Genomic DNA, 13,232 nt, shown 5'->3' with positions numbered 1-13,232 from the left:
TTTTTCAGTCGCTCGAATCATAACTACCTATGTAGACCAGCGTATATTGAAAAAGTTCTGCGATTTTTATTAAAAAAACCCCGACCGGGGCAAGTACCCTAAATTCCCAACAAGGTTTATCATAGCGGGACATTTGAATCCGTCATGATACCCGATGAAACAAGCAGTTGAACACCAGTCAGACATTCTGGTCATCGGCAGCGGTGCTGCTGGCCTGACTTTGGCACTCCATCTTGCTGAAAAAGCAAAGGTAATTCTGATTTCCAAAGGGCCGCTCAGCGAAGGGTCCACCCTGTACGCCCAGGGAGGCATCGCCTCAGTGTTCGACGAGGGTGACACCATTGAGTCCCACGTAGAGGACACTCTGGTGGCCGGAGCGGGTATCTGTGATGAGGCTGTGGTCACCTATACCGCTGCCAACGCCAAGGCCGCCATGCAGTGGCTCATCAGCTGCGGCGTGCCCTTCGATAAAGAAGAGCACATCACCAACGAAGCCCAGCCCTACCACCTGACCCGGGAAGGTGGCCACAGCCACAGACGTATTCTGCACGCCGCAGACGCCACCGGCAAAGCGGTGCAAACCACGCTGCAGGAACTGGCCGCCAACCACCCTAATATTCAGGTGCTGGAACGCTACAACGCAATCGACCTTATTACCACCCGCAAACTGGGCCGCACCGGCAATCGGGTGCTCGGCGCCTATGTGTGGAACCGCAGCCAGGAGCAGGTAGAAACCGTGAAGGCCCGCTTTGTGGCGCTCGCCACCGGCGGCAGCTCCAAGGTGTATCAGTACACATCCAATCCGGACGTGGCCAGCGGCGATGGTATTGCCATGGCCTGGCGCGCAGGGTGCCGGGTGGCCAACATGGAGTTTAACCAATTCCACCCAACCTGCCTGTACCATGCAGAGGCCCGTAACTTCCTGCTGACAGAGGCCCTGCGCGGCGAAGGCGCCTATTTGCGCCGCCCCGATGGCAGCCGCTTTATGCCGGACTTCGATGAGCGTGCCGAACTCGCGCCCCGCGATATTGTTGCCCGCGCCATCGACTATGAAATGAAACGCCTGGGTGTGGACTGCATGTATCTGGACATCAGCCACAAACCGGCCGACTTTGTTATCAAGCACTTCCCCACCATCCATAGCCGCTGCCTGGAATTGGGTCTGGATATTACCAAAGAGCCCATCCCCATAGTGCCTGCTGCCCATTACACCTGCGGTGGTGTGATGACAGATTTGCACGGTCAGACAGATCTCAACGGTCTCTATGCCATAGGCGAAGTGGCCTATACGGGTCTTCATGGCGCCAACCGTCTTGCCAGCAACTCGCTGCTGGAGTGCCTGGTGTTTGCCCGTGCCGCCGCCCAGGACATTGAGAGTTTGATGGGCAAGATTGCCATGCCGGGTCAGCTGCCCGCCTGGGATGAAAGCCGGGTGAGTAACTCAGACGAAGAAGTGGTCATCGCCCACAACTGGCATGAGCTGCGCCTCTTTATGTGGGACTACGTGGGCATAGTTCGCACCGATAAACGTCTCGAGCGGGCGCTGCGTCGGGTCACCATGCTGCAACAGGAAATTCAGGAGTATTACTCCAATTTCCGGGTCAGCAATAACCTGCTGGAGCTGCGTAACCTGGTGCAGGTGGCCGAGCTTATTATTCGCTGTGCCATGGCACGTAAAGAAAGCCGTGGCCTGCACTGTAACCTCGACCATCCTGAAAAACTCGACGTCTCGGGCCCTACGATTTTAACTCCTGAGCGTTAATGGACAGCAGCAAGCGGCATAAATCCCGATAAGGCCCGTCATCGAGCATATCGGCAAATACAAATCGAAGGCGGCCTTGGCCGCTTTCTTTTTTTATCAGCAAGATACAAGCAAGTGGCAACACCCAAGCCCGCTGCACCCTGTGACGCCCTTCGCTGTCATCCAGACAGCCGTTGTCGAATAACCCAAATTGCCAGTGCCAGATCTTGAGCCGCCACAGGGTGTGAATAAAGAAACCGCTAACCGCCGCGGCCATCAATAGCTGCAGCGCAAAAAACGGGAGGGGTAAATTGGCAGGCCAGGCGAGAAAGGAAGTAAGGAAAAGCGCCCAAAGGATCACCACGGCAAAGTACTGATCCTTTGAAGCAGAGACAGAAAAATTATGGCGCCGGACGTCCACGAACCGTGACTACCATGTCAGCAAGTTCAGGGTCCGGGCATTGCTCATGCCCCATAAACCAGGCAAAGAGCTCGGGATCTTCGCAGGCCAGCAATCTTACAAACACAGCCTTTTGCTCGTCGCTAAGTGCCTCGTAGTGGTTTTCCACAAACGGCTGGAACAACACATCCAGCTCCAGCATTCCACGGCGGCAAGCCCAGCGAACGCGGGCAGTACTCATCAACTCAGTCACTTATTGCTTCCTTAAGCCTCTGAAAATTTGTGACCAAGTTTAACAGGAAATTGGCAACGGAACACCTTGGCGCCACCTAAGGAAGGTGCGAATAAGTCCCGTGCTTGCTCTGCGTGTGCTTAAAGTGGATAGATGCAAGGCACAGTTTGCAGTGAATGGCCCTAGTCCTTCGCAAGAACTGTAACGCAGCAGATGCCGCTGTAAGCCACTCCCTGCGGGGCTTAGATAGCAACACCATTTCGGCGTTATTCAACTTCAGCAGGACGGCGGGGGCGCCCAGCCATGCTATCAGTTGAATGCCTTGAACTGTCGCTGCTATCAAAGCCAGAGCTGTGCGACGACTTGTTCGCACCTTCCCTAAGACAGCAGTCTCGAATTTAAAAGCTCTGAACCTGACTGTCGAGCCCTGAAAACAGGTCATCAAAACGGGTTTCAAGCAATCGTTGAACCGCGGGATGCTGGATCATGCGCTCGGCGAACATCACATGATATTCCTCCCGCACATCCAGAGTCTCCCCCAAAACCCGCATGCCATGCCCCAAGATATCCTGCTTGTAAATCGACGGGGCGACAAAAATCCCTTGGCCGAAATAGCCAAAGGCTTTCATCATGGCCGCATCATCGAACTCCCCCAGAATACGCACTTCGAGGTTCTTTTCAGCAAACCAGCGGTGCAGCTGCTGCCCAAGGCTGGTGCGCTTGCCCGGGATGAGCAGCTTGTCTTCCTCCAGGCAGGCTGGGAAAGGCTTGGTGTAGGTTTTGGAAGAGAAGAAACTGACGCCGCACTCTCCCAACTTCTTGGACAGAATTTCCGGATATTTGAGCGACTCACCGGCACAGTCAGACAGGATCATGTCCAACTTATGCTCCCGCAATCGTGCCATCAGACTCTCGTGGGTAGCTTCATAACAGGCCAGACGCATACTGCCGTCTGTGGGCAACACAGACAGCAGCACCCTGCTCGACAGCGCCTTGGACAGGGCGTCGGCAATGCCAACCTCAAACAACATGGCGGCGTCTTTGCGGTAGTTCAGAATGTCCAAAAGCTCATAGCTTAAGTTGAACATCTTGTCAGCGTAGCGAAAAACCAGCTCCCCCAAATCAGTGGGTTCCAGCTGTCGTCCAACCCGCTTGAACAGTGCGCCACCCAGCCTGTCTTCCAGCGCTCGGATCTGCCCGGTGACGGTTTGTGGTGTTAAGCACAGGGCCTCGGCGGCTTTTACCACCGAGCCCTTGCTCTGTACCATCCAGAAATAATAAAGGTGGTTGTAATTCAGATGCTGCATTACTTAAGACGCTGACAATCTAGCAGGCTGTACATGGCCTGGGCCAGGCTTTCCTGATCCTTCACTTCACCAGAGCTCACGGCTTCGGTCAGTCCTTCCACCAACACATTGCGATCGGGAATTCGGTCCACACAATAGCGGCGATTGGCATCCTGGAAACGACTGCCGCCACGATACTTAAGTGCCCTGCTCTCAAATCCATCGGATTCAGGTCTGGCACCCAGTGCACTGGTTTTGTACATCAGAGCCCCATCAACCACGCCTTCAAGATATAGCTGGCACCCCGGGGAGCGACTGTCTTCAGAGCAGGTGTCGAGCGCTGATGCCGCGGCAAACAGCGGCAACAAGGATAATCCGAGGGCAGATACAATAGTGAGTCTCATATTCTTTCTCCTGCTTTAGGCAACACTTTTGACAACCAAAAATAGCCAATTACCGCAGCAAACAGTGAACCCAGCAAGATGCCAATACGGGCCAAATCGCCGTAGAGTTCGCCGCCATGCTCAAAGGCCAGAGAAGCAATAAACATCGACATGGTGAAACCGATACCACACATTACGGCCACCGGCGCTATCTGCTGCCAGCCAATCCCCTTTGGCAGCTCGGCCCAGCGCAGTTTCACCGCAAGATAACTGAACAGCAGCACACCTATGGGTTTACCCAACAGCAGCCCCAGGGCAATACCAACCGGCACGGGTGACAGTATGCTGTCAAATCCAACGTTCCCCAGCGGCACCCCGGCATTGGCAAAAGCAAACACCGGCAGAATGAGGAAGTTACTCCAGGGGTGCAGGCTGTGTTCAAGGTGCTCCGAGGGTGAACTGCCGTCTTTGGCCCTTAGTGGAATACAGAAGGCGATAACCACACCGGCGAGGGTGGCGTGCACGCCGGACTTGAGTACGGCTATCCACAATATGATGCCAAGCACCCCATAAGGCGCGAGTGACGTTACGCCCTTACGATTAAGCGCCACCAACCCTGTAACGGCAATCGCCGCAATCACCAGGCTCAGCATCGACAAATCTGTGCTGTAAAAGAGCGCGATAATCACAATCACACCCAGGTCGTCTATGATGGCGAGCGCCAGCAAGAATACTTTCAGCGCCACCGGCACCCGGTTACCCAAGAGCGCCATAATCCCCAGGGCAAAAGCGATATCCGTGGCGGCGGGAATGGCCCAGCCGACCTTGGTAACAGGATCGTCAAAATTGAAAAACAGATAGATGGCTGCGGGAACCAACATACCACCGATGGCGGCAAAGGTAGGCAGGGATGCCTTGGATGGGCTCGACAAGGCTCCTTCCAGCAACTCACGTTTAACTTCCAGACCAATCAACAGGAAGAACAGCGCCATCAGGCCGTCGTTAATCCACAGCAGCAGAGGCTTGTTAATGTCCAGCGCCCCAAAACGAACCTGCATTTCGGTATTGAGAAACCCTTGATACAGGCCGGAAAGCGGTGAGTTGGCGAGCAACATGGCCAGTGCAACAGCCACCAGCAGCAAGATGCCACCGGCAGACTCCTGGCTCAAAAAATTACGAATAGCTTTTTCCATTTCGTTACCCCCAAATAAAGCGAATGCATTGAGTGTAGCGAAATAAGATTATCAAACATAATCGTAAGTTTCTGCCTGATACCTCGAAATTTCCGAGGTATCAGGCGAAAGTTCACCCATTTCAGATGGCAACGGGCGCCTTGATGTGAGGATGGGGGTCGTAACCGCTGAGTTCAAAGTCTTCAAAACGGTAATCAAAAATCGACTCTGGATGGCGGAGGATCTTCATGGTGGGCAGAGGACGAGGCTCCCGTGAGAGCTGCAATTGAGTCTGCTCCATGTGGTTGCTGTAGAGATGGGTATCCCCACCGGTCCAGACAAAATCGCCCAAGCCAAGATTACACTGCTGCGCCACCATCATGGTCAGCAGCGCATAACTGGCGATGTTAAAGGGCAGGCCCAGGAACACATCACAGGAACGCTGATAGAGCTGGCAGCTCAATTTGCCATCGGCCACGTAGAATTGGAAAAACGCATGACAGGGTGCCAGCGCCATCTTATCCAGCTCGCCCACGTTCCAGGCCGATACGATTAACCTGCGAGAGTCCGGCGTGGCCTTGATCTGTTCAATAACTTGAGAAATCTGATCAATATGGCGGCCATCCGGAGTTGGCCAGCTGCGCCACTGGGCCCCATACACTGGTCCCAGATTGCCTTCTTCATCGGCCCACTCGTCCCAAATCGACACCTTGTTTTCGCGCAGGTACGCCACATTGGTTTCGCCTTTCAGGAACCACAGCAGTTCATGGATGATGGAGCGCAGGTGGCACTTTTTGGTGGTCACCAGCGGAAACCCCTCATTGAGGTCAAAGCGCATCTGATAACCGAAAACCGAACGGGTGCCTGTACCGGTTCTGTCACTTTTATCTGTCCCCTTATCGAGGATGTGCTGCATTAAGTCGAGATACTGCTTCATCAGCGGGTTTCCTGTTTACGCAAAATCAAATAGAGACCGAAGAGGATCATCGGCAGAGAAAGAATTTGGCCCATGGTAATAAAACCAAGGTAAAAGCCCAAGTGTGCATCGGGCTGGCGTACGGTTTCAACGACTATCCGAAAGACGCCATAGCCCAAAAGGAACATGCCGGAGACGGCGCCCACCTTGTTGGTGTGTTTGGCAAACCACCACAGCAGCAAATACAGGGCGACACCTTCCAGCGCAAATTGATACAGCTGTGATGGATGCCTTGGCTCGGGTCCACCGGTGGGAAATACCATGGCCCAGGGTACATCGGATACCCGGCCCCACAGCTCACCGTTGATAAAGTTGCCAATACGACCAGCTCCGAGGCCAATGGGCACAACAGGCGCCACCATGTCTGCGACTGCGAAAAACTGCCTTTCCTGACGCCAGGCAATATAGACCATGGCGCTTATCACCCCGATAAGGCCGCCGTGGAATGACATACCACCCTCTGAAATCCGAAACAGGTACACAGGATCTGCAAGAAAGAGGTCGAAATGATAGAAGAGCACATAACCTAAACGCCCCCCCAGCACTACGCCGAGAAAACCATAAAACAGCAAGTCTGATACCTGCTCCCGGCTCCAAACACCGTTCGATTGGTCGGCTTTACGATTTAACAGCCACAGGGCCGCCAAAAAGCCTACGAGGTACATAAGCCCATACCAGCGCAAAGCCGGTTCAAAGCTCTGACCGAACAGCTCAAAGGGTCCAAACTTGGCAATGACTGGGTCGATGTCAGGAAAATTCAATGGCATGTCAGTTCCGGGGTAACCGAGTTGAGTTGGCTGAAGAACTTCACCCCATCACCAGGCGCAGGCCAATCAGGGTCAACAGCGCGGCAAAAATCTTCTTGAGCACGGCAGTTGGCCAGGTGCTGGCGGCCTTGGCACCCAAAGGTGCGGTCAGCATCGAGGTAGAGACTATGCCAAGCAACGCAGGCAAATACACATACCCCAGAGTAAAATCAGGCATACCCTGGGTGTTCCAGCCGGCCAGCACGTAACTGACACTGCCGGACACCGCAATCAGCAGTCCCGTAGCCGCCGACACGCCCACGGCAGTGCGCATGGCCACGCCAAAGTACATCATCAGGGGCACCAGCAGCACACCGCCACCAATACCCATCAAGCCGGCCAGTAGGGCAACAAAAAACACGGCGATAAAAATCAGTACCGCATGTGGCATGGGTTTGGCTGCTGCGGCTTTAAAGGGAAAGGCCATTTGCACAGCCATCAGGATCACGAAGATGGCGAAAGCTTGCCTGAGCTGATCTGCGGGAATTTGCTCAGCAACAAACCCGGATACCAATGCGCCCACCAATACGGCGGGGGCCAATATCTTAAGCAGCTGAAAATCGATATTACCGCGGCCGTGGTGTGCCCGGGCTGAAGAGATGGAAGTTAAAATGATGGCCGACAGGGAAGTGGCAATGGCAACATGGGGTAAATAGTCGGCAGAAAATCCAACGCCTGGCAGCAAGTAAAGCAGGGCCGGCACTATCATGAGCCCACCGCCAATGCCCAGCAGACCCGCCATAAAGCCAACAAAGGCCCCCAGCGCCACACAACAACCAATCACCCAAAGTATTTGTTCCACACTTAAACCTTGCTGATTTCCTTGATGGGCCGATAGCTTAAAACATTCGCGTCCGGGATGCTAAATTATCCCAGGATGGCGCTCAGTTCCCGCGTATCGAGATATTCACGCACCAGTTCACGCACATCCTGCCCATTGGACATTTGCATCACCAGTGCAAGCAATTGCTCCAGCTCGCTGCGCTCAACGCGCCGCAGCAGGTAATTTATTTTGGCGAGACTCCCCTGGTTCATGGAAAGCTCATCATAGCCCATGGCCACCAGCAGCAGCGCGCCCATGGGCTCACCAGCAAGCTCACCGCACACACTCACATCCAACCTGTGCTGGCGACATTCCTGCAACGCCAACTGCAGCGCCCGCAGAACGCCGGGGTGATATGAATCGTACAGGCTGCTGACGCGGGGGTTATTTCTGTCAACCGCCAACAAATATTGAGTCAGGTCGTTGCTGCCCACCGAGACAAACTCGACCCGTTGGGCAACTTCTCTGAGCTGGTACAGCAGCGCCGGGACTTCCAGCATCACCCCAACAGGAGGACGCGCCAGTGTTGGGTTAACGTCTGCCCTCAGCTCACTGAACGCCTGATCCAGGTACAAAAGCGCCTCATCTATCTCATCGAGGCTACTGACCATGGGCAGCAGAATTTTCAGATTGTCGGTGTCACCGGCCGCCTGCAGCATGGCCCTGAGCTGCACCAGAAACAGTTCGGGATGATCCAGTGACAGACGAATACCACGCCAGCCCAGGAAGGGGTTTTCTTCGGAAATAGGAAAATAGGGCAGCGGCTTATCGCCCCCCACATCCAGAGTTCGCATCACCACGGGCCGACCGGCGGCCGACTGCAACACGCTGCGATACACCTTTATCTGCTCGGACTCACTGGGGAAACGCTGCTGCAGCATAAAGGGGATTTCGGTACGGTAAAGCCCAACGCCATCTGCGCCATCGGCAATTTCGCTCGACACGCCACTCATGAGTCCCGCATTGAGATACAGATGAATACGATGACCGTCCAGGGTCAGGGCGGGCTCTTTCAGCTCCTCGGCGTACTGACGATCGAGGGCCTTTTGGGCACTGATAAGATTGCGATACTCGTCCACCACGCTCGGCGACGGCGAAACCATCAAGATACCGCGGCTGGCATTGAGCACCAGAAGCTGCTTATCCAGATTGGCCTGCAGCACCTGCTCAACCCCCATGATGGCAGGTACACCCAATGCTCTGGCCAGGATGGCCGCATGGGAGTTCACCCCTCCGGCCTCGGTCACTATCCCCGCCAGCTTTTGCCTTGGAAACTCGGCCAGCATGCTGGTGTCGGCTTCACGGGTCACCAGGATTACGGGCTTATCGGGGTCCAACATCATGCGGCCGGGCTCAATCAGTTGGCGCAGTACCCTCTGCCCCAAATCCCGAATATCGCTCGCCCGTTCCCGCAGATAAGCATCTTCCATGGTTTCAAACTGAGCCACGTAGCGCAGCGACACCCTGCTCACCGCGGTTTCAGCGCTACAACCCGCCAGCACTTCCCGCTGATATTCTCCGCCAAGGCTGGCATCTTCCAGCAAAGACTGCAGCGAGGTGAAGATGGAGCTCAGCTCATCGTCATGGTCATTTTCAAACTTTTGCGCCAATGCCGTTAAGGCATCACGACTGCGCCCCATGGCCTGGCGTAACCGGCTCACTTCTGCGTCCACATCGGTCGCACAGGCTTCAGGTTGTTCCAGGGAGATTTCTCCGCCGATAACCAGAGCATGGGCAATGGCAACACCAGTGGAGGCGCTGGTGCCAGTGAATAGCACCTGATGATCCAGTGAATGCACTTCTGCGCGCCGTTTCAGGCCCCGAATGGCCATGGCAAGCTGCGCGGCCAGCGTCATCAGGAAGGCTTCTTCCCCCTCATTGAACTGACGGGCCTTTGCCTGCTGCACCACAATAACGCCAAGCAATTGCTTTTGATAAATGATGGGGGCGGCCAAAAAAGCACGGTATTCGTCTTCGTTGGCCTCAGGGAACAGCTTGAATCTGGGATGCAGATGGGCGTCGGCGAGGTTGATGGCTTCTTCACGCTGGGCAACCAGGCCAACAAGCCCTTCGCTGAGGGGCATCTTGACCCGGCCCACAGCGGACTTTTCAAGCCCATCGGTGGCAGATAACACCAATTGTTGTTGTTCGAGGATATAGATGGAACAACACTCTGTTTCCATGGCGGCCTTGGTCTGGCCTACCAGGGACTCGAGTGCCAACTCGAGGGTATGGGCCGACGCCACCGATTGTGTGATATCCCTGAGCGTATTGAGCACTGCCTTTATCTCCCCCGATTTTCAGACACGCCGTTAAGGTTACCGCCCTCTGTTTCGCTTACCCCGTGGAATTTCCCTTGCCTGCAGCGCCAGTGCCACAGGGGCAAACTCTTTCATCACCTTTCGGTAAACATCACGCTTGAACGACACAACTTGCCGAACAGGATACCAATAACTGACCCAGCGCCAGTCATCAAATTCGGGATGACCGGAGGAATTCAGGTTAATGGCGCTTTCCTGACTCTTGAGCATCAACAAAAACCATTTCTGTTTTTGCCCGATACAGACAGGTCTGCTGTCTTGCCGTACCAGACGTTTGGGCAAACGATACCTGAGCCAGGATCGCGTTGAAGTGAGGATTTGTACGTGTTCAGGCCTCAGGCCCACTTCCTCATATAATTCACGGTACATGGCATCTTCGGCAGTTTCGCCGTCATCCAGGCCCCCTTGGGGAAATTGCCATGAATGTTGTCCAAATCGTCTGGCCCACATGACTTGGCCATAAGCGTTACAGATGATGATGCCCACATTTGCGCGAAAGCCGTCGCTATCAATCACATGGACTCCAAAGTACATAAATCGTAATAGAAGGATTGTTTCACAAAGCCAAGCCCGCAGCAAACCCCTATTTACTGGACTTCTTTGGATAATTTACTGAGCCAAGCACTCTTATCAACAGAGCTTGCTGAGCAAATTCGATTCTATCCACAAAATCTGTGGATATGTCTGTAGGCAAGTAACGAGAATCCTTGGAAATGTTCAATATTAGTTCAGATCGATGTAGATCAATCAATCACCAAAGCCATTTTATCCATTTGTTTTTATTAAACTAATAAAACATAAATCGAAGAACGCATGACTAACCCCACAGGATCGCACAAAAATAAACCAAGTAGCTGACAACAGACTTTTACAGCTCGTAACGCTCAGTTTTATGCACATCCCCGCACAGGGGAGATGGAAAATAATCGAGAAATGTGACGATATTTTCCGTTGACTCAGGGGATTTTCTCCAGTATTGGCAGGTTTGGTTGGCAGTTATCCCATAAATCTGTGGATAAATGTGTGGGGAATAATGGGGAAATACGCGAGTAACTTTCATGTAATTGCGAGTCGTCGAATTTCACCTTTAAAAAATAAAATTAATACAATAAGTTAGCCTGTTCAATTATCGAAAAACTTATCCAAGCCAAAGTAAAGCTCAAAAATGCATCAATATTGATCTTATCCCCAAAGTGGGTAAAATCCGCTCCATGAACACTCCCCTCCCCCCGCAAAGTCTCGACGAATTGCTGAGCCGGGCCAAAATGATGGCAGGCCTTTCCCTTGGGCAACTCGCAGCAGGGCTGGGTTGGCCTGTCCCCGCAAACCTGAAGCGGGACAAGGGTTGGATAGGTCAGCTGATAGAGCAGGAGCTGGGCGCCACCGCAGGCTCAAGACCGGAACAGGATTTTCTGCATCTGGGGGTGGAGCTCAAAACAATTCCCATCGATCGCACCGGTAAACCGCTGGAAACCACCTATGTGTGTGTTGCTCCGTTAATGAATACCCGTGGGCTGCATTGGGAGCAAAGTCTGGTAAAACACAAACTCGAGCAGGTGCTTTGGGTACCGGTAGAAGGCGAACGAGACATACCCGTCGCCGACAGACGCATAGGCACTGCTATTTTGTGGCAACCCACGCCACAACAGAGTGCTTCGCTTCGCCAGGACTGGGAAGAAATAATGGAGTTCATCGCCTTGGGTAAGGTGCATCGCCTCAGCGCAAGACACGGTGAGGTGTTACAGCTTCGTCCCAAAGCTGCCAATGCAGCCGCCAAAACCGAGTGCATTATGGAAGATGGCACCGTCGGACTGACCAATCCCCGAGGCTTTTACCTTAAGATCCCCTTCACTCAAGCCATACTGCGCCAGGCTTTTGACTACTAGCCGTCATCGAATCGACACCTGAATTGATTCAGATCACGTTAAAGGCTGGTAATGAGGCATAGGTTTTCTATACACTAGCTCCTTCTTCGTAAAGGCTAATTTTTCGGGTTTTGAAGCTGCAGTGAGAGCGATTCGTCAGGCAAAAAAGCTGTTGTTTGCCATCCTGGCCTGGGGCATCGCCATGGCCGCCTTTGTGTTCTTTCGTTATGCGCAAACGCAAGACCTGCCCCAATGGGCGGTAGGCTCCGCCGATCTCGCGACACTGGCCATTTACATGGGGATCATCTTCGGCAGTCTGCACTGGATGTCCAATCTCATTGCCGATTTCAGTGCCATTAATCGCCTGCCTTATCTGTTTTCTGTGCTGTTCAAGGGACTTTTCCTGCTCCTTGGTGCTACCACCCTCGCCTATATCACCCAGTTTCTGAATATGTGGGCCATCGAAAACCACATGACAACACTCAGGCAGATGCTGACTGTCCATGTACTTTACAGCCCATCCTTCCAAGCACTGATTGTCTATCTGGTGGCGGTGCGAATGGGGCTCGCCTTTATTGAGCAGATGGCACTGCTGGTTGGCCCCAGGGTTTTATTCAATATCGGCCTTGGCAAATACCACAAGCCCAGATACGAGCAGCGACTGTTCCTCTACCTGGACATGGTCGCCAGCACCACCCACGCGGAATCCCTCGGGGATTATCGTTTCAGTCGCCTTATTCAGGACAGCTTCAGCCTGCTGTCAGACACGGTGGCCAATAACGAAGCCGAGATTTACCGCTATATGGGCGATGCCGTGCTGATCCATTGGCCGCTGAATGAAGGGATCCAGAAAGACCGCTGTATGAACATCTATTGGGAGTTCAGTCAGCAACTGAATTGGCAGCGGCAGTATTTTGAAGAGCATTATGGCTTTGTGCCCAAGTTCAAGGCGGCGGCACATTGTGGTCAGGTCGTAGCGGCCGTTGTCGGGGTGCAAAAGCAGGAAATCAGCTTCTTCAGTGACGTGCTCAATACCCTGGCGAGACTCCAGGATCAGTGCAATCCACTGGGCCAGAGAATGCTGATTTCAGGGGCGCTTGCGGCGCGGCTCGATAATGATGACAGTGACTACCAACTGAGTTCCCTCGGACCGGTGAAACTCAAAGGCAAACAACATTCCATTGAAGTCTTTGGCGTAACACCAAAGCGGGGCGACTGAAGTCTCGC

The 13,232-nt window shown here is 53.7% G+C and carries 13 protein-coding genes; 3 read left to right on the top strand and 10 right to left on the bottom strand.

All coding sequences use genetic code 11. From position 1 onward, the window contains the following. The first annotated feature begins 154 nt into the window (after positions 1 to 154). Positions 155 to 1,762: an L-aspartate oxidase gene (gene nadB, locus K0H63_RS04765; protein WP_220066960.1), complete on the top strand. Its 1,608-nt coding sequence runs from the start codon at positions 155 to 157 to the stop codon at positions 1,760 to 1,762. On the opposite strand, the gene K0H63_RS04760 is transcribed toward nadB, so the two are convergent. The 10 genes from K0H63_RS04760 to rppH form a co-directional block, all read right to left on the bottom strand. Further along, positions 1,737 to 2,102 carry a protein YgfX gene (locus tag K0H63_RS04760; RefSeq protein ID WP_309304489.1) on the bottom strand — a complete coding sequence of 122 codons (366 nt, stop codon included), beginning with the start codon at positions 2,100 to 2,102 and terminating at the stop codon, positions 1,737 to 1,739. The genes nadB and K0H63_RS04760 overlap by 26 nt on opposite strands. Positions 2,103 to 2,142: 40 nt before the next feature. Continuing rightward, the gene (locus K0H63_RS04755) at positions 2,143 to 2,382 is read right to left on the bottom strand and encodes an FAD assembly factor SdhE (protein WP_220067812.1); all 240 of its coding nucleotides are present in this window, start codon (positions 2,380 to 2,382) and stop codon (positions 2,143 to 2,145) included. A gap of 389 nt (positions 2,383 to 2,771) precedes the next feature. Then, positions 2,772 to 3,680 (bottom strand): transcriptional activator NhaR, encoded by a 909-nt coding sequence (nhaR, locus tag K0H63_RS04750; RefSeq protein WP_220066958.1) that lies wholly within the window; start codon positions 3,678 to 3,680, stop codon positions 2,772 to 2,774. After that, positions 3,680 to 4,063, bottom strand: a complete 384-nt coding sequence (locus K0H63_RS04745; protein ID WP_220066957.1) for a hypothetical protein — start codon at positions 4,061 to 4,063, stop codon at positions 3,680 to 3,682. Before K0H63_RS04745 ends, nhaR begins: the two co-directional genes overlap by 1 nt. After that, positions 4,060 to 5,235 carry a Na+/H+ antiporter NhaA gene (gene nhaA, locus K0H63_RS04740; protein ID WP_220066956.1) on the bottom strand — a complete coding sequence of 392 codons (1,176 nt, stop codon included), beginning with the start codon at positions 5,233 to 5,235 and terminating at the stop codon, positions 4,060 to 4,062. The genes K0H63_RS04745 and nhaA overlap by 4 nt, the downstream gene beginning before the upstream one ends. Positions 5,236 to 5,356: 121 nt before the next feature. Further along, entirely contained in the window at positions 5,357 to 6,151 is a 795-nt protein-coding gene (gene thyA / locus K0H63_RS04735) for a thymidylate synthase (RefSeq protein ID WP_220066955.1), read from the bottom strand. Beyond that, a complete protein-coding gene (gene lgt, locus K0H63_RS04730) occupies positions 6,151 to 6,957 on the bottom strand; it encodes a prolipoprotein diacylglyceryl transferase (RefSeq protein ID WP_220066954.1) in 807 nt (268 codons plus the stop codon). Before lgt ends, thyA begins: the two co-directional genes overlap by 1 nt. 40 nt (positions 6,958 to 6,997) lie before the next feature. Next, positions 6,998 to 7,798: a sulfite exporter TauE/SafE family protein gene (locus K0H63_RS04725; RefSeq protein ID WP_220066953.1), complete on the bottom strand. Its 801-nt coding sequence runs from the start codon at positions 7,796 to 7,798 to the stop codon at positions 6,998 to 7,000. 65 nt (positions 7,799 to 7,863) lie between these two features. Then, positions 7,864 to 10,098, bottom strand: coding sequence for a phosphoenolpyruvate--protein phosphotransferase (gene ptsP / locus K0H63_RS04720; RefSeq protein ID WP_220066952.1), 2,235 nt, complete (start codon positions 10,096 to 10,098; stop codon positions 7,864 to 7,866). Positions 10,099 to 10,137: 39 nt separating this feature from the next. Beyond that, on the bottom strand, positions 10,138 to 10,656 hold the full coding sequence (gene rppH / locus K0H63_RS04715; protein WP_041409684.1) for an RNA pyrophosphohydrolase: 519 nt from the start codon (positions 10,654 to 10,656) through the stop codon (positions 10,138 to 10,140). Positions 10,657 to 11,351: 695 nt separating this feature from the next. Here rppH and mutH point away from each other — a divergent pair. Next, complete coding sequence (gene mutH / locus K0H63_RS04710; RefSeq protein WP_220066951.1) at positions 11,352 to 12,026, top strand: DNA mismatch repair endonuclease MutH; 675 nt, start codon at positions 11,352 to 11,354, stop codon at positions 12,024 to 12,026. A gap of 121 nt (positions 12,027 to 12,147) precedes the next feature. Beyond that, complete coding sequence (locus tag K0H63_RS04705) at positions 12,148 to 13,224, top strand: adenylate/guanylate cyclase domain-containing protein (RefSeq protein WP_220066950.1); 1,077 nt, start codon at positions 12,148 to 12,150, stop codon at positions 13,222 to 13,224. The last annotated feature ends 8 nt before the right edge of the window (positions 13,225 to 13,232 follow it).

This window comes from Shewanella zhangzhouensis (genome assembly GCF_019457615.1).
Lineage (GTDB): Bacteria > Pseudomonadota > Gammaproteobacteria > Enterobacterales > Shewanellaceae > Shewanella > Shewanella zhangzhouensis.
Note: the sequence above shows the minus strand (reverse complement) of the source record. Positions and strands in the feature narration are given on the sequence as shown.